15 protein-coding genes and 1 tRNA gene are annotated in these 16069 nt (G+C 71.7%); 14 read left to right on the plus strand and 2 right to left on the minus strand.

Annotated elements, in window-relative coordinates; genetic code table 11:
- Window positions 1–51: 51 nt before the first annotated feature.
- From AC6EI4_RS08975 to AC6EI4_RS08990, 4 genes are all read left to right on the plus strand, one after another.
- Complete coding sequence (locus AC6EI4_RS08975) at window positions 52–1770, plus strand: phytoene desaturase family protein (protein WP_498451241.1); 1719 nt, start codon at window positions 52–54, stop codon at window positions 1768–1770.
- Between the two features lie 74 nt (window positions 1771–1844).
- A tRNA-Met gene (locus tag AC6EI4_RS08980) sits at window positions 1845–1921 on the plus strand.
- A gap of 125 nt (window positions 1922–2046) precedes the next feature.
- Window positions 2047–3057 carry an NAD(P)-dependent alcohol dehydrogenase gene (locus tag AC6EI4_RS08985; RefSeq protein ID WP_498451242.1) on the plus strand — a complete coding sequence of 337 codons (1011 nt, stop codon included), beginning with the start codon at window positions 2047–2049 and terminating at the stop codon, window positions 3055–3057.
- A gap of 99 nt (window positions 3058–3156) precedes the next feature.
- Entirely contained in the window at window positions 3157–3963 is an 807-nt protein-coding gene (locus AC6EI4_RS08990; RefSeq protein ID WP_498451243.1) for a VOC family protein, read from the plus strand.
- 113 nt (window positions 3964–4076) lie between these two features.
- On the opposite strand, the gene AC6EI4_RS08995 is transcribed toward AC6EI4_RS08990, so the two are convergent.
- Window positions 4077–5144, minus strand: coding sequence for a DUF2776 family protein (locus AC6EI4_RS08995; RefSeq protein WP_498451244.1), 1068 nt, complete (start codon window positions 5142–5144; stop codon window positions 4077–4079).
- A 323-nt stretch (window positions 5145–5467) separates the two neighbouring features.
- On the opposite strand from AC6EI4_RS08995, the gene AC6EI4_RS09000 reads away from it, so the two are divergent.
- The 9 genes from AC6EI4_RS09000 to AC6EI4_RS09040 are packed head-to-tail and all read left to right on the plus strand — an operon-like array spanning window position 5468 to window position 13646.
- The gene (locus AC6EI4_RS09000) at window positions 5468–7924 is read left to right on the plus strand and encodes a DMSO/selenate family reductase complex A subunit (protein WP_498451245.1); all 2457 of its coding nucleotides are present in this window, start codon (window positions 5468–5470) and stop codon (window positions 7922–7924) included.
- Complete coding sequence (locus AC6EI4_RS09005) at window positions 7921–8544, plus strand: DMSO/selenate family reductase complex B subunit (RefSeq protein WP_498422287.1); 624 nt, start codon at window positions 7921–7923, stop codon at window positions 8542–8544. Before AC6EI4_RS09000 ends, AC6EI4_RS09005 begins: the two co-directional genes overlap by 4 nt.
- A 1-nt stretch (window position 8545) precedes the next feature.
- A complete protein-coding gene (locus tag AC6EI4_RS09010; RefSeq protein WP_498451246.1) occupies window positions 8546–9466 on the plus strand; it encodes a dimethyl sulfoxide reductase anchor subunit family protein in 921 nt (306 codons plus the stop codon).
- Between the two features lie 7 nt (window positions 9467–9473).
- Window positions 9474–10109: a TorD/DmsD family molecular chaperone gene (locus AC6EI4_RS09015; RefSeq protein WP_498422291.1), complete on the plus strand. Its 636-nt coding sequence runs from the start codon at window positions 9474–9476 to the stop codon at window positions 10107–10109.
- Between the two features lie 4 nt (window positions 10110–10113).
- Window positions 10114–11097 carry an ATP-binding protein gene (locus tag AC6EI4_RS09020; RefSeq protein ID WP_498451247.1) on the plus strand — a complete coding sequence of 328 codons (984 nt, stop codon included), beginning with the start codon at window positions 10114–10116 and terminating at the stop codon, window positions 11095–11097.
- A 1-nt stretch (window position 11098) separates the two neighbouring features.
- Window positions 11099–11533 carry a CBS domain-containing protein gene (locus tag AC6EI4_RS09025; protein WP_498422294.1) on the plus strand — a complete coding sequence of 145 codons (435 nt, stop codon included), beginning with the start codon at window positions 11099–11101 and terminating at the stop codon, window positions 11531–11533.
- A 24-nt stretch (window positions 11534–11557) separates the two neighbouring features.
- A complete protein-coding gene (locus AC6EI4_RS09030) occupies window positions 11558–12091 on the plus strand; it encodes a PadR family transcriptional regulator (protein ID WP_498422295.1) in 534 nt (177 codons plus the stop codon).
- Window positions 12088–12987 (plus strand): CPBP family intramembrane glutamic endopeptidase, encoded by a 900-nt coding sequence (locus tag AC6EI4_RS09035; protein ID WP_498451248.1) that lies wholly within the window; start codon window positions 12088–12090, stop codon window positions 12985–12987. The genes AC6EI4_RS09030 and AC6EI4_RS09035 overlap by 4 nt, the downstream gene beginning before the upstream one ends.
- On the plus strand, window positions 12984–13646 hold the full coding sequence (locus AC6EI4_RS09040) for a nucleoside/nucleotide kinase family protein (RefSeq protein ID WP_498451249.1): 663 nt from the start codon (window positions 12984–12986) through the stop codon (window positions 13644–13646). The genes AC6EI4_RS09035 and AC6EI4_RS09040 overlap by 4 nt, the downstream gene beginning before the upstream one ends.
- Here the strand turns inward: AC6EI4_RS09040 and AC6EI4_RS09045 are convergent.
- On the minus strand, window positions 13623–14531 hold the full coding sequence (locus tag AC6EI4_RS09045; protein WP_498451250.1) for a PfkB family carbohydrate kinase: 909 nt from the start codon (window positions 14529–14531) through the stop codon (window positions 13623–13625). The two genes, AC6EI4_RS09040 and AC6EI4_RS09045, sit on opposite strands and share 24 nt — an antisense overlap.
- A gap of 111 nt (window positions 14532–14642) precedes the next feature.
- On the opposite strand from AC6EI4_RS09045, the gene AC6EI4_RS09050 reads away from it, so the two are divergent.
- Entirely contained in the window at window positions 14643–15581 is a 939-nt protein-coding gene (locus AC6EI4_RS09050) for a pirin family protein (protein ID WP_498451251.1), read from the plus strand.
- Window positions 15582–16069: the final 488 nt, after the last annotated feature.

Consider the following 16069-nt stretch of genomic DNA (forward strand, 5'->3'; position numbering starts at 1 on the left):
GAGTTAACTGGAGTCCGACTCCAGATGTCTTCTCCCGAAAGCGATGCCGCCATGACGCAGACCCCGCCACGGCCGACGCCCAGCCCCGAGGCGGCCGACCACTCGGCCGCGGAGCCGGACCCGGCGACCTGGGACGTCGTGGTGGTGGGGGCGGGCCCCGGTGGCCTCACCTGCGCCGCGTACCTGGCCGCCGCCGGCAAGCGGGTCCTGGTGCTGGAGGCCAACCAGGTGGTCGGCGGCAGCACCCAGGTCTTCCGCCGGGCGGGCAACAAGTTCGAGTTCGACGTCGGCACCCACTACGTCGGCGAGTGCGGCCCCGGCGGCCGGATGCAGACCGCGCTCTCCGGGCTGGCGCTGACCGAGCGGATCAAGTGGCTGCGCCAGCGCCCGGAGGGTCACTGCCAGATCATGATCCCGGACACCACGTTCCAGACGCCGACCGGCTGGGACACCTACCTGGAGCGCCTGGTCGCGGCGTTCCCCGAGGAGGAGGCGGGTCTGCGCCGGTGCGTGCGGATCATGCGCACCATCGCCACCCACGAGCACCCGCGCCGGCGTCCGCTCGCCCTGCTGCGCTGGGGCGTGCGGCCGATCACGACGCTGATGGCGGCGTGCGGGCTCAGCGCCGACGCCCAGGCGGTGATCCTGGCGGAGAACGGCGACTACACCTGGCCGCCGCACCGCACGCCCACCGCCATGCACGCCGGCTTCCTGCACCACTACCTCCAGGCCGGCGCCTACTACCCGCGGGGCGGGGGACAGGTGATCGGCGCGCACCTGACCGACGTCGTGCAGACCCACGGCGGGAAGGTCCGCACCAAGGCCCGGGTCGAGCGGATCCTGATCGAGGACGGGCGCGCGGTCGGCGTACGCCTGCGCGGCGGTGAGGAGATCCGCGCCGAGGCGGTGGTCTCCGCGGCGGACTTCAAGAAGACCTGGGCCGAGCTCGTCGGCGCGGAGCACCTGACCCGCCGGCTGCGGCGCAGGCTGGAGCGCCTGGAGATGACGCTGCCGATGTTCGCGGTCTACGTCGCGCTCGACGTCGACCTGCGTGAGCGCGACACCCCGCCGCTGGCCTGGGTGTGGCCCACCAACGACGTCGACGGCTACTACCGCGAGGTGGCCGCGGGGCGCTGCCCCGAGCGGATGCCGGTGGGCATCAGCTGCCCCACCGCCAAGGACCCCGAGGGGACCCATTCGGCGCCGCCGGGGTACTCGACGCTCGAGCTGGTGAGCTGGGCGCCCAAGGACCACGCGTTCTGGAACGTCGAGACCAGCCCCGCCGACGGCGGCTACGGCCGTGACGAGCGCTACCTGCAGCTCAAGGAGGAGCTCACCCAGCGGGTGCTCGACACCGCCGAGCTGATGATCCCCGACCTGCGCGAGCGGATGGTCTTCTGCGAGGCGTCCACGCCGATCACCCAGGAGCGCTTCACGCTCACCAGCGACGGCTCCTGCTACGGCATCGCCCCGCTGCTGAGGAACCTCGGCCCGTTCCGGCCGCGCGTCACCACCCACATCCCGGGCCTGTTCCTGGCCGGCGGCAGCACCGAGCACATGTTCGGCATCAACGCCACCATCTGGGGCGGGATGGGCACCGCCGGAGCCGTGCTCGGGCGCGACCTCGTCCAGGAGGTGCGCGAGGGCGCCGTGCTCGTGGACGAGGCCCGCCTGACCCCGCTCACCGACGACTTCGACCCGCTGCTCGCCTCCAAGCCCGGCTCGGTCATCCGCCGGCCGGCACGGCGCCGACCCCGGGCGACCGCCTGAGCGACGTCGTCCGCCCGCCGCGGTGGGGCTGTGTGACCTCTGGGGGCGGGGGAGGGTAACCTCGTCCTCAGCGACGCGGGGTGGAGCAGTTCGGTAGCTCGCTGGGCTCATAACCCAGAGGTCGCAGGTTCAAATCCTGCCCCCGCTACCAAGAGATTCGAATAGATTCGCACCTTGGCCCCTACGTCTTGTGGGGGCCAACGTGCATTTCTGGGCCTATCTAGTACCGGCCGAGCTTTTCCCACGGCCTCGAGGCGGGTCCACTACGGTCCGACCATGAGAGCGATCGTCCAGAGCGGCTACGGATCCGTCGACCGTCTCAGCCTGAGCGATGTCCCCCGTCCTGTGCCGGTCGAGGACGAGGTGATGGTCCGGGTGCGGGCAGCCTCCGTGCATCCGGATGTGTGGCACGTCGTGGCTGGCCGGCCGGCGGTGCTCCGGCTCATGGGATCCGGGATCAGGCGCCCCCGGGTGCGAGTGCCCGGGACCGACGTCGCCGGGGTGGTGGAGTCGGTCGGCAACGCGGTGACCAGGTTCGCGCCGGGTGACGAGGTGTTCGGGGAGACCCTTCGCGGTATGCAGTGGAGCAACGGCGGTGCATTCGCCGAGTACGCCACTGCCCCCGAGGAAGGGGTGGCGCTCAAGCCTTCCGGCGTCAGCTTCGAGGAGGCGGCCGCGGTGCCGACCGCCGGGCTCATCGCTCTGAACAACCTGCCGCAACGCCGGGTGCCCTCCGGGTCGCGAGTCTTGGTCAACGGTGCCGCGGGAGGCGTCGGCGCGATCGCCGTACAGCTCGCCAAGGCGTACGGCGCGCAGGTCACCGGTGTCGATCAGACGAGCAAGCTCGCACTCGTGCGATCCCTGGGCGCGGACCGAGTCATCGACTACACCTCAGAGGACTTCACGCGCAGCGGTGAGCAGTGGGACCTCATCTTCGACGTGCCCGGCAACCACTCCTTCGGGGCGATACGCCGTGCACTGGACCCGCGAGGGCAATACGTCCTGATCGGGCACGACGCATTCGGCGCGACCGGGCACCGCTGGCTCGGCAGCATCCCGCGCCTCCTGGGACTCATGGCGCGCTCGGCTGTGTCCCCCCAGCTACGCGGCGGGTCCTTCGCGTCACCGGACAAGCGGCAGTTGCTGGGCACCCTTGCAAGCCTCATGGAGACGGGACACGTGCGCGTCGTGGTCGACTCGACCTTTCCCCTGGACCAGGTGCCAGAGGCGATGCGCCACCTCATGTCCGGCCAGCCGATAGGACGGGTCGTCGTCCGCATCGACTGAAGCACTGCCGGTCCAACTGGGTCATCGGGGACGGTCCAGCCTCACGCGGACGGTGGACGTGGCTGACCTGTGCCACCGGGCCGATGGCTGGCTCCCACGGTGCGCTCCGCTCACCACCGCTCCGGCGCCCGCCCCGCCTACCCGCAGGTAACTGGTGGATCGCACGCACCAGGTGAAGGGGAATCTCCAGTTACCCGTCGGTCACTGGGCGGGGTTACCGGCGCCGGCCAGGCGCGCGGATCTGCACCTCGCGCAGCCGTAGCGTCCTCAGCGACCTGCGTCGTCTTCAAGTCGCTGCGGGGCAGCACGGGAGGACTGGTACTGGTATTGGCACTGGCTGCTGCAGCACTTCCTCATCGACGGCCACCACAAGGTCCAGGCGGCGGCCAGGTCCGGACAAGCGGTCCGGCTCCTGACGTTCGTCGACGAGGCCATCAGCATGGCCGACCCCGCAGAGCTGGCCCGGATGGTCGAGGTGCGAGGCGCCGCTCGCCTATCGCCGTCCGCGACCTGGACGCGACGATCGCCTTCTTCACCGACCTCGGGCTGAGCCTCCTGGGCCGGGACACGGTGAGCGGTGAGTGGGCCGACACCGCCGTCGGCCTGGACGGCAACCACGTCAAGATCGCCATGCTCCAGACGCCGGATGGCCACGGCCGCCTCGAGCTCTTCGAGTACCTCCACCCCGAAGCGATCGAGACGGAGCCGACCCGGCCCCACGAGATCGGCATGCATCGGGTCGCCTTCTCGGTCGACGACCTCGACGAGGCGCTCGCGATCGCCGCCAGGCACGGCTGTCACCCGCTGCGCGGCGTGGCGACGTGCGGCGACGTCTACCGGCTCACTTACGTCCGTGGCCCCAGCGGCATCATCGTGATGCTCGCCGAGGAGCTGAACAAAGGCTGACCGCTGACCCGTTATTCGCGGTGAGGCGATCTGCTGAGAGGAATTGGAATTCTCTCTATTTGAATTCGCACAACGCCGCAGCGGCCGCATTTCGCGCCGCCGGGCGCACGAACTCAGGAATCCGACCCCGAGGTGCCGCTCTCCAGGATGCTGACGATGGAGTAGAGCGTGAAGCAGACGGCGCCGAGCCCTACGAGCACCCGGGCGGCGATGAAGACGTTGGTGTCGGTGACCGCGGCCTGGAACACGAACGCGGCCAGGAACAGGCACGAGAGCGCGGTGGCGATCGGGATCAGCGGCACCCGGTTGGCGAGGGCGAACGTGCGGCGCCAGACCAGAGCGAGGAGGCCGACCTTGCTGAGGATGCTGAAGCAGATCAGCCCCAGTCCGATCAGCACGAAGCCGGGGGTGCGGTAGTAGGGCTCGCTGTCCAGCACCCGCACCACCACCCCCCAGACCAGCGCGGTCGTCCCCATCGCGATCACCAGTCCCGGCCACAGGAGCCGCTCGCGTGGGCCGTAGGTGTCGTTGATCTGGCGCAGGATGCTCAGCACCAGCCCGATCAGGCTGGTACAGATCATCGCGAGCCCGGAGACGACGTGGCCCACCGTGAAGCGCGCAGGCGAGACCGGCAGCGCCAGGTTGGTGATCGCGACGCCCCAGGTCACCAGCGCGAGGACGACGGGGATGGCCGCCAGCACCAGCATCCCCGAGCGTGGGAAGGCTCCCGCCGGCGGCGTCCGGTCGCCCACGGGCCGGCTCGAGTTCGCGGGGATCAGCGAGAACCTCGTGGAGACCGTCGCGACGGTCGAGACGCAGCCGCTGATCAGGGCGATCCCGAGGATCACGTGCCCGGCCACGTAGTGGTCGTTCACACCCGCCCCGGACTCGCCCGCGAACAGTGACACGCCGTAGGCCGTGGTGAGGACGGCGGTGAGGTAGCCGAGCGCCGGGTACAAGACGCGGTCGACCGCGTTGAAGCGCCCGATCAGCTGGCGGATGATCGTCGCGGCGGTGCAGAACAGGCACAGGCAGATCGCGCCGAGCGCCGTCAGTACCCGCCCGGCGACGAAGTTCCCCGGCGCGTCGCCCGCGCTCGCGACGTACAGGCCGAGGCCGACGCAGACGGCCATCATCGCCAGCGGGATGGCCCGGAAGATGACGCTCACGACATAGTTCACGACGTTCCTTCCCGAGACGAAGGGTCCTGGGGAGAGTGTAGGCCAGTGTGACGTGGATCTCGTTCGGGTGCGCGTCTCGGCTCGTGCGACAGGTCGTCTTCGTTACCCAAGCGAGATCGGATCGTCGACGCCGGATTGCTGACGTCGCGCGTTGTGAATTCTTGACGAATCGCCACCGGCGAAATGCCCAAGTAAGGCAGACCTGCGAGAGCCCCGTCACGGTTCGCTTGGTCCTTTAGTCCCTGCCGCAACCCTTGCAAGAATTCGTACGGTGAGGCGACTTCGGAATTCGGAGTCCCCCCCGAACCCTGCCAGGAGTGGCTATGCCGTCATTTCCCCCCATCGTCGCCGAGACATTGGAGACGTCCGTACGACGGCGGAACTTCGTCAAGTGGAGTGCCGCGGCCGGGGGAGCGGCGGCCGTCACCGGTGGAGCCGGGTACGGCCTGCTGCCGATGAGCGCCGCGGGTGAGAGCGACACGGCGGGTAGCGAGCAGAAGATCGTGTGGAGCGCGTGCATGGTCAACTGCGGCAGCCGGTGCCCGCTGCGCCTGGTCGTCGAGGACGGCCGGATCGTCCGGGTGCTGTCCGACGACACCGGCGACGACGAGATGGGCAGCCAGCAGATCCGGGCCTGCGTGCGCGGCCGCTCCATCCGGCACCGCATCTACAACCCCGACCGCCTCAAGTACCCGATGCGTCGGGTCGGGAAGCGCGGCGAGGGCAAGTTCGAGCGGATCTCCTGGGAGGAGGCCTTCGACGAGATCGCCTCGCGGCTCAAGGGCACCATCGACAAGCACGGCAACGAGTCGGTGTACATCAACTACGGCACCGGCACCCTCGGGGCGACCATCGCGAAGAGCTGGCCGCCCGGCAGCACCCCCATCGCGCGGCTGATGAACTGCCTGGGTGGCTACCTCAACCACTACGGCGACTACAGCACCGCACAGATCTCGGCCGCCTACCCGTACTTCTACGGCGAGTGGACCGCCTCGAACAGCTTCGACGACGCGGTGAACTCCAAGCTCGTCGTGATGTGGGGCAACAACCCGCACGAGACCCGGATGAGCGGCGGCGGCGAGCTGTTCGTGACCCAGCGCGCCAAGCAGCTCAGCGGCGTGAAGGTCATCGTCATCGACCCGCGCTACACCGACACCGCCGTCACCATCGCCGACGAGTGGGTGCCGATGCGGCCCGGCACCGACCCGGCCCTGGTCGCCGGCATGGCGCACGTGATCCTCAGCGAGAACCTCCAGGACCAGAAGTTCATGGACACCTACTGCGTCGGGTTCGACGAGAAGACGCTGCCGAAGTCGGCCAAGCCGGGCAGCTCCTACCGCTCGTACGTGATGGGCCAGGGCCCCGACCAGATCGCGAAGACGCCCGAGTGGGCGGCGACGATCACCGGCGTCCCGGCCGACACCATCACCCGCCTGGCCCGCGAGATCGCGCTGGCGAAGCCGTGCAGCATCACCCAGGGCTGGGGCCCGCAGCGCCACGCCAACGGGGAGAACACCGCGCGGGCGATCTTCACCCTTGCCTGCCTCACCGGCAACATCGGCATCCCCGGCGGCGGCACCGGTGGCCGCGAGGGCGCCTACAAGCTCGCGATGTCGTCGTTCCCCACCCTGACCAACCCGGTGGAGACCGCGATCCCGTTCTACCTGTGGACCGACGCCATCACCCGCGGCACCGAGATGACCGCCCTGGCCGACGGCGTGACGGGCAAGGACAAGCTCGACGCGCCGATCAAGTTCATCTGGCAGTACGCCGGCAACGCGCTGGTCAACCAGCACGGTGACATCAACCGGACCGCGGAGATCCTGGCCGACGACTCCCAGTGCGAGACGATCGTGGTGATCGAGCACCAGATGACGGTCTCAGCCAGGTACGCCGACATCCTGCTGCCCGACACCTCCACCGCCGAGCAGGCCGACCTGGCCAGCCAGGGCAGCTCGGGCAACCTCGGCTACGCGATCTTCGCCGACCAGGCGATCGAGCCGATGTGGGAGTGCCGCCCGGTCTACGACATGTGCACCGAGCTGGCACGCCGCCTCGGCGTGGAGGAGCAGTTCACCGAGGGCAAGACCCAGGAGCAGTGGCTGCGCCAGATCGTCAAGGAGAGCCAGGCGACGGTCCCGGGGCTGCCCGGCTTCGACGAGCTGCGGGAGAAGGGCATCTGGAAGCAGGCCAGCCCGGACGGGGCGGTGATCCCGCTCGCGGAGTTCCGCGCGGACCCGAAGAAGAACCCGCTGCCGACCCCCTCGGGCCTCATCGAGGTGTACTCCGAGGGGCTCCAGGAGCTCTCCGAGACCTGGGAGCTGCGTGAGGGCGACCAGATCACCGCGATCCCGGCGTACGTCCCCACCTGGGAGGGCGCCGAGGCCGCGGCCGAGGACGCCAAGCACCCGCTGCAGCTGATCGGTCACCACTACAAGCAGCGCACCCACTCCACCTACGGCAACGTCGACTGGATGCAGGAGGCCCACCCGCAGATGGCGTGGATCAACACTCGCGACGCCCAGGAGCGTGGCATCGAGCAGAACGACAAGGTGCAGGTCTTCAACGAGCGCGGGCGCATCGAGATCGTCGCGCACGTGACCCCGCGGATCGCACCCGGCGTGGTCTCCGTCCCGCAGGGCGCGTGGTACGCGCCGCGCGCCGACGGCGTCGACGCCGGCGGGTGCACCAACACCCTGACCAGCCACCGTCCGTCCCCGCTCGCCAAGGGCAACGCCCAGCACACCACCCTGGTCCAGATCGAGAAGGCGTCATCATGACAAAGCAGCTTGGGTTCTACGTCGACCAGCAGTACTGCACCGGGTGCAAGGCCTGCCAGGTCGCGTGCAAGGACAAGAACGACCTGCCGCTGGGCATCAGCTGGCGCCGAGTCGTGGAGTACACCGGCGGCTCCTGGAGCGGTGACGACCAGGCCCGGACGTTCGAGTCGAACGTCTTCACCTACTACACCTCGATCTCGTGCAACCACTGCGAGGACCCGATCTGCGTGAAGGTGTGCCCGACCACCGCCATGCACAAGGGCGACGACGGGCTGGTGACCGTGGACGCGGACAAGTGCGTGGGCTGCCGCTACTGCGAGTGGGCCTGCCCCTACTCGGCCCCCCAGTTCGACGCCGAGGCCGGGGTGATGACCAAGTGCGACTTCTGCGCCGACTACCTGGCCGAGGGCAAAGAGCCCGCCTGCGTGGCCTCCTGCCCCTCGCGGGTGCTGAAGTTCGGTGACATCGACGAGCTGCGCGCCGAGTACGGCGACGTGGCCGACGTCGAGCCGCTGCCGGACTCCGGCATCACCAAGCCCAACCTGGTCGTCCGCCCGCACCGCAACGCCCAGCGCACCGGCGAGGGCAACGGCGCGATCGCCAACCCCGAGGAGATCTGACATGCACACCGACGAGCTCCCGCTGGTCACCTTCACGATCCTGGCGCAGCTGGCCGTGGGCTCCTTCGTGATCCTCGGGGTGGTCCACCTGATCGCCCGCCTACGCGGGGTCTCCGAGGAGCGGGTCGACAAGCTCTCCGATCCCGCGCTCTACGTCATCGGCCCGGTGATGGTGCTCGGGCTGGCGGCGAGCATGCTGCACCTGGGCAACCCGATGAACGCGCTCAACGCCGTGCGCCACGTCGACTCGAGCTGGCTGTCTCGCGAGATCCTGATGGGCTCGGCCTTCGCGGGGCTCGGCGCGGCCTTCGCCGCCACCCAGTGGTTCCGGTGGCTGACCCCGCGGCTGCGCCAGCTGCTCGCCGCGCTCACCGCGCTGGTCGGGCTGGGGCTGGTGTACGCGATGTCGATGGTCTACATGCTGCCGACCGTGCCCGCGTGGGACAGCTGGACCACCCCGGTCTCGTTCTTCACCACCACCTTCCTGCTGGGCGCGCTCAACATCGGCGCCGCGTTCGTCGGCGTGCTCGCCTGGCACCACCGGCGCGGCACCGAGACGGACGCCGTCGAGGCCACGCTCGTGTCGGCGACCCTGCGCGGCGTCGCCGCTGCCGCCATCGTGCTGGTCGGCGTCGAGTTCGTGGTGCTGCCCCTGCACGCCATGGACCTGGCGACCGCGGGCGGGGCCTCGGCCACCTCCGCGGAGGCGATGATGGCCGGCGGCGGAGCGCCCTTCGCGCTCCGGTTGGCCCTGGTCTTCCTCGGCGCCGGCCTGCTCGGGCTGCTGCTGCAGAAGGCCGCGCAGGCCGGGCGGGAGCGGATGATGCTGTGGACCGCGACCACCGCGTTCGCGCTGGTGATCGCCTCGGAGACGATCGGCCGGGTGCTGTTCTACGACGGCATGGTCCGGATCGGGATGTGAGTCGACGATGACGAAAACCGCTGACGCGGCCCGGCTCGACGACCTCGCCGGTGCCTACACCTTCCTCGCCAGGCTGCTGCTCGAACCGCCCGACGCCGGGCTGCTGGACCGCGTGGGCGGCTCGACGCTGATGCAGGAGTGGCCGGTGCGCGACGACGCGTCGCTGGCCGGGGCGCAGCGGCTGCGCGCCGCCGCGGCGCAGGGGCTCGAGCCGCTCGTAGCGGACTTCCACCAGCTGTTCGTCGGGCCCGGCCCGCTGGCCGCGCCGCCGTACGAGTCGGCCTATCGCAGTCGCGACGGGCTGGTCTTCGACGAGGCGACGATGCAGGTACGCCGCGCCTACGAGGAGTCCGGTCTGGTCGCCCCCGCCCTGAACCGCGAGCCCGACGACCACGTGGGCCTGGAGCTGCAGCTGCTCGGGTTCCTGTGCCTGCAGGCGCTCGATGCGCTCGCCGACTCCGACGACGAGCTGCTCGCGGTGGCGCTGCGCAGGCACGACGAGTTCGTGCAGGCGCACCTGGCGGTGTGGGCCGACGAGCTCTTCGCCCGGGTCCGCGACGGAGCCCAGACCGCGTTCTACCGTGCGGTGGCCGAGCTCGGGTCGGGCCTGGTCGCCCAGGCCAGGCTTCCGCTGGCAGCGTGACCCGGTGACTGCGCAGGCTGCCTCGGACCTGCTGGCGCCGCTGCTGCGCTGGCTGTGGCTGCACCCCGACCCGGTCGACCTGCACCTGGTCTGCCCGGGTTGGGAGCGGCCGCTGCCGGTGCCGCGCCATGCGGTGGTGGTGCGCACCGAGACGTGCGCCGGGCGGCTCCCGCTGTCGGCGTACCTGGAGATCGTGCTGGCCGGCGCCGGGACGGTGACCCTCCACGGGGCCACCTGTGCCTGTGCCGACCCGGCCTCCGGAGGCTCGCAGCCGGCCTCGGCCTCTGCCTTGGCCGACGCCGCGCGTCTGCTGCGTGCCGCCCGCCGGCCGGAGACGCTCGTCGAGGACCGCGCCGCACCCGTCGAGCCGTCCGGACCGCGTCGGCTCCGTCGCGCCCTTGGGTCGCCGCCCCTGGGGGCGGCCGAGCTGCCGACCCCGCGACGGGCGCTGCTGACCACGGCCGGGGTCCGCAGCAAGGTCGCCGCGGCCGGGCGGCCCGCAGCGGAGCGGGACCGGCTCCGGGAGGCGCTCGCCGAGCTGGCCCTCCCCACCTGGGGGCTGGAGGCCGACTTCGTCTCCGAGCCGCCGGCCAGCGCGGTGCTCGACGTCGAGGGCTGCACCGCCTGCGGCGTCTGCGTGCGGGGTTGCCCGACCGGGGCGCTGACCCTGTCGCACCTGATCGGGGAGGGCGCCGCCTCCACCCGGGTGCTGCGCCAGGACGTCTTCGGCTGCGACGCCTGCGGACGCTGCGTCGAGCTGTGTCCCGCGAGCGCGATGACCGATGCCGGGCGCCACGGCTGGGACGCGCTGATGAACGGTGCCGCCCCCCAGCTGGCGCGCTGCACGACCACGCGCTGCCAGCGGTGCCGGGTGGCGTTCGTCCCCTCCGGCGAGGAGGGTCTGTGTCCGGTGTGCACCTACCGACGTGAGAGCCCCTTCGGGACCGTGAGCGCCCCCCAGCGGGCCGAAGCCACCAGGAGCCTGTGAGATGACCCTGCTAGCCGAGCCGCCGGCCCTCTTCGAGAGCCCGGGGACCACGGTGGGTGACGTGGTCGTCCACCGTCCCCAGACGTTGCCCGCGCACGTCCGGATGGGCGCCGTCCGGGCCGCGTTCGCCGACGACCACGTGCACATGCTGCTGCTCACCGAGCAGGACACCCTCGTGGGCACGCTGCTGCGCGAGGACTGCGACGCGTCGGTGAGCGACGAGACCCCGGCCCTGGCCCTGGCCACCCTCGTGGACCGGACCATCACGCCCGACGTGCCCGCCGAGTGGGCCCGTCAGTGGCTGGTGGCGCACGGGCGGCGCCGGCTCGCCGTCGTCGACGACGAGGGGACCCTCCTGGGGCTGCTGTGCCTCAAGCGCCGCCTCACCGGCTTCTGCTCCGACGCGAACGTCGCGGCCCGGGCCGCCGATCGCTGAAGGGCTGCGTGCTAGGTTCCCGGCATGCAACCGTCCGATTCAGACCATTCGCTTCGGCCGGTCTCCTACGTCGTTCTCGGGCTGCTGGCGACCGCCGGGCCGCAGACCTCCTACGAGCTGGACCGCAACGTCGAGGCGTCGGTGTCGTTCTTCTGGCAGGTGCCCAGATCCCAGCTGTACGCCGAGCCGCAGCGACTGACCGACCTGGGCCTGGTCTCGGCCAGCCAGGAGGAGACCGGCCGCCGGCGCCGTACCTTCACCCTCACCGAGGGCGGCCGTGACGTGCTCCTCGCCTGGCTGGGGCAGATGCCGGAGCCCGCTCAGTACCGTGACCCCGCGATGCTGCGGCTGTTCTTCATGGACGCCGCCCCCGGGCTCGTCGAGCCCCTCGCGCGTCGGCGCGTGGACGAGCTGGCCGAGACGCTGCGGTTCCTCGAGCAACCGGGCCTGGGCGGCGACCAGCCGAGCCACCTGCGCGTCCTGTCCTGGGGGCGGATGACCGCGCGCGCCGACCTGGCCTTCTGGCAGTCGGTGCTCGAGGACGTGGAGGGCCGGTGACCGCGCTGATCCGACGCCACCCCCTGGCGGCGTTCGTCATCCTCGCCTACCTCGGGTCCTGGGTGGCGTGGAGTCCCTGGTGGCTCTCGCGCAGCGGGATCGGCCTGCTGCCGTTCGAGCCGCCGTTCTCGGCGATCGCCGGGATCAACCAGCTGGGCCTCTTCGCCGGCCCGTTCGCCGCCGCCCTGCTGGTCAGCCGCATCAGCGAGGGCCCGGCGGGGCCCCGACGGCTCCTGGACCGGATGCTGCAGTGGCGGGCGCACCCGGTCTGGTACCTGCTCGCCCTGGTCGTCGTTCCCCTGGCCGCCGGCCTCGGCTACCTGCTGGTCCCGGGAGTCGCGCTGGCGCCGGAGGACGGCGTGGTCGTCACGCTGGCTCTGTTGACCACCACCTACCTGACCTACCTGCTCGGGGGGCCGCTCCAGGAGGAGCCGGGCTGGCGTGGCTTCGCGCTCCCTCGGCTGCAGCAGCGCCTGCACCCGATGACGGCCGCGCTGGTGCTCGGGGTGATCCACTGCTTCTGGCATGCGCCCCTGTTCCTCACCGAGGAGTGGGACACCGCCCGGCAGGACCCGAGCCAGCTCCTGGCCTACCTGGTCCTCGTGATCGCCATGTCCTTCGTGATGTCCTGGCTGGTCAACGGCACGGGCGGCTCGCTGCTGTTCGTCGTCCTGGGGCACAACGCCATCAACTGGGCGCTGTTCGGCGCCGGCGCCCTCACCGGTCGGCCCGTCGCGAGCAACTGGCCCGCAGCGCTGGGCGTCGCGCTGCTCGCCGTCGTCGTGGTGCTCGCGACCCGCGGACGACTCGGCCTCGAGCACCCCGCGCAGCCCGAGCACCCCGCGCAGCCCGGGGGATGGGGGAGACTGGCCGCTCGGACCTCGGAGGTGTCGTGACGGCGGATGCTGCGGTGGTGCTCGGCGAGGTACGCCGCCTGGTCGCGGCGTCCCCGCGCGCCGTACTGCTCGGGATCACCGGCCCGCCCGGGGTCGGCAAGACCTACGTCGCGGCACGCGTCCGCGCCTACCTGGAGGCGGCCGGGCTGCGCTGCGAGACGGTGGCGATGGACGGCTTCCACCTCTCGAACCTGCAGCTGGAGCAGCGCGGGCTGCGCCAGCGCAAGGGCGCGCCCGAGACCTTCGACGTACCTGGTCTGCTGGCGCTGCTGGCGCGGGTCCGCGCCGGGGGACCCGAGCCGGTCTTCGCCCCCGACTACGACCGCGGGCTGCACGAGCCGGTGGCGGCGCGGTGCTGCATCGAGCCCGGGACCCGGGTGGTGGTCCTCGAGGGCAGCTACCTGCTGCTCGACACCCCGGGCTGGTCGTCGGTGCGCGGACTGCTCGACGTGGCGTGGTACCTCCAGGCGCCGGCGGCGCTGCGGGCCGAGCGGCTCGTCGAGCGTCACGTCGCCGGCGGCCGGACCCGGGAGCAGGCGCGGGCCTGGATGGAGCAGGTCGACCACGCCAACGCCGCCCTGGTCGAGGCGTGCCGGGACCGGGCCGACTTCGTCAGCGACGCGGGCCTGGTCGGCTCAGAGCTCGCCCAGCCTGGCTAGCCAGGACCTGCTGCCGAAGGACTGCACCGACAGCGCCGCCACCTGCGCGGCTCGGCGCAGCGAGTCGGGGTACGTCGCGGGGTCGAGCCCGTCGCGCGCCACGAAGTAGGCCAGCGCCCCGTGGAAGAAGTCGCCGGCCCCGAGCGTGTCGACCGCGTCCACCGCCGGCACCGCGAGGGTCTCCGGGGCCGCGTCGCCGGTCCAGTGGGTGACGGCGCCGGCCCCGGCGGTGATCGCGCCGTAGGGCACGCCGTGCGCACGCAGGTCGCCCGCGATCGCCTCCGTCCCGCCGGGCAGGTAGCGCTCGGAGACCACCGCCGCCGTCACCTCGGCCAGCTGCCGGTCGGTGTAGGGCTTCTTGGCGCCGCAGTCGAGGATCACCGGCACCGAGAGCTCCCGGGCCTGCCGGGTCAGCGGGATCGAGAGATCCGCCTCGTAGGAGTCGACCAGCACCACGTCGGGCCGGACCCGCGCCAGCAGGTCGCCGTGCGCGCCCCCGCCGGCCTGTTCACGCGAGCGCCCGCGGTCGGTGGCCGAGACCACGGCGCGCTCCCCGGTGGCGCGCGTGACGAGGATGCTGGCGACCGTGGTGGCGGCGTCGGTGCCGGCCTCCGCGTCGACGACCTCCACCTGGTGCGCGGCGAGGTCGGCGAGGACCAGCGCGCTCGCCGGGTCGCGCCCGAGGCGGGTCAGCAGGGTGGCCCGGCCGCCGAGCGCCGCGAACGCCACCGCCGCGTTCGTGGCCGGGCCGCCCGCGGCCACGCCGACGTCCAGGGCGACGACCTTCTCGTCGGGGTCCGGCAGCCGCTCGACGAGCTGGATCACGTCGAGGACGCTGAGCCCGACGAAGAGGCCGGAGACCGGGTTCACCTGGATGGGGGGCACGGGCGTCCTCTCGACGGTGGAGCGCGACGCTACCGGACCACTGCCGCGGAGCCCGGCGAGGTGGGAGGCTGGGGAGCACCCCGATCGTGCCCGGCCGACAGGAGGAGCCCCGTGAGTGGACCAGTGACCGAGGCCGACGCGCCCTCCCAGGTGGCCGAGGCGAGCCACCCCGAGCACGCCTGCATGGAGATCAGCGAGAGCCACGAGGCCCAGGTGGGCAAGACCCGGGTACGGCGAGCGCTGCCGCGCCGCGGGCGTCGTACGGTCGGGGCGTGGTGCTTCGCCGACCACATGGGCCCGGCCGACGTGACCGAGAACAGCGGCCTCGACGTCGGTCCCCATCCGCACATCGGGCTGCAGACCGTCACCTGGCTCACCGACGGCGAGGTCCTGCACAAGGACAGCCTCGGCTCCGAGCAGGTGATCCAGCCCGGTCAGCTCAACCTGATGACCGCCGGCGACGGCATCACGCACTCCGAGGAGGCGACCGGCCACTACCGGGGCACCCTGGAGGGCATCCAGCTGTGGGTGGCGCTGCCGGAGGGGACCCGGGCCGGTGGCGGCGGGTTCGAGCACCACACCGAGCTGCCGGTGGGCGACGTCGACGGCGGCCTCGCCACGGTGCTGCTGGGCGACTTCGCCGGACTGCGCAGCCCGGCCCGACACGACACGCCGCTGCTCGGTGTCGACCTCAGCCTGCACGGCCCCACGACCCTGCCGCTGCGACCCGACTGGGAGCACGCCCTGGTGGTGCTGGACGGAGCGGTCGCGGTCAACGGTCAGCCGCTGGGCCCGGGCAAGTTGGGCTATCTGGGGGAGGACCGCGACGAGCTCCTCCTCGAGGTCCGCGAGCCGACCCGGGTGATGCTGCTGGGCGGCGAGCCGTTCCCCGACCCGATCCTGATGTGGTGGAACTTCGTGGCCCGCTCGCGCGACGAGATCGAGCGTGCCTACCGCTCCTGGGCCGAGCAGGACGACCGGTTCGGCCGGGTCTCGTCCGCCCTGCCCCGGATCCCCGCCGCGCCACCGTGGTGGCTCAAGGACGCCTGAGCCCCTCAACCGAGTAGGCCTCCGCCCGTCGCCGCCCGTCGCCGCCCGTCGCCGCCCGTCGCCGCCCGTCGCCGGTCCGTCCGCTGGCGGGTCGTGTGTCCGAGCGCGCGCTATGACGCGGCCTCAGGCACACAACCCGTACGAGCGGGGCGCGCCAGGGGGGGGGGGCGTACGGCGTCGTCCAGCGAGGGAGTGGGTCGTGTGTTCGAGCGCGCGCTATGACGCGGCTTCAGGCACACGACCCGGGCGGGCGGAGGCGGAGCCTGGCGGGGGAGTGGGTCGTGTGTCCGAGCACGCGCCATGACGCGGCCTCAGACACACAACCCGTACGGGGCGGGCGGAGGGCGGGGCGGTGCTGGGCGGAGCTGGGCGTCGTACGGCGTCGTGGGCGGGCCGGTCTGACTAGACCGCCGGGGGGTTCGGTCAGGCATTTCTCGGCTCTGGATGAGTGAGCGCTCACATCCGCCACGTGGCGCGCGTGTGAGCCT

The sequence above is a fragment of the Nocardioides sp. Z43_10 genome, assembly GCF_059766615.1.

Excerpts from the sequence above, each read along its gene's own strand:
- AC6EI4_RS08975 (WP_498451241.1), top strand. The coding sequence starts at position 52 with ATGACGCAGACCCCGCCACGGCCGACGCCCAGCCCCGAGGCGGCCGAC.
- AC6EI4_RS08985 (WP_498451242.1), top strand. The coding sequence starts at position 2,047 with ATGAGAGCGATCGTCCAGAGCGGCTACGGATCCGTCGACCGTCTCAGC.
- AC6EI4_RS09000 (WP_498451245.1), top strand. The coding sequence starts at position 5,468 with ATGCCGTCATTTCCCCCCATCGTCGCCGAGACATTGGAGACGTCCGTA.
- AC6EI4_RS09005 (WP_498422287.1), top strand. The coding sequence starts at position 7,921 with ATGACAAAGCAGCTTGGGTTCTACGTCGACCAGCAGTACTGCACCGGG.
- AC6EI4_RS09010 (WP_498451246.1), top strand. The coding sequence starts at position 8,546 with ATGCACACCGACGAGCTCCCGCTGGTCACCTTCACGATCCTGGCGCAG.
- AC6EI4_RS09015 (WP_498422291.1), top strand. The coding sequence starts at position 9,474 with ATGACGAAAACCGCTGACGCGGCCCGGCTCGACGACCTCGCCGGTGCC.
- AC6EI4_RS09025 (WP_498422294.1), top strand. The coding sequence starts at position 11,099 with ATGACCCTGCTAGCCGAGCCGCCGGCCCTCTTCGAGAGCCCGGGGACC.
- AC6EI4_RS09030 (WP_498422295.1), top strand. The coding sequence starts at position 11,558 with ATGCAACCGTCCGATTCAGACCATTCGCTTCGGCCGGTCTCCTACGTC.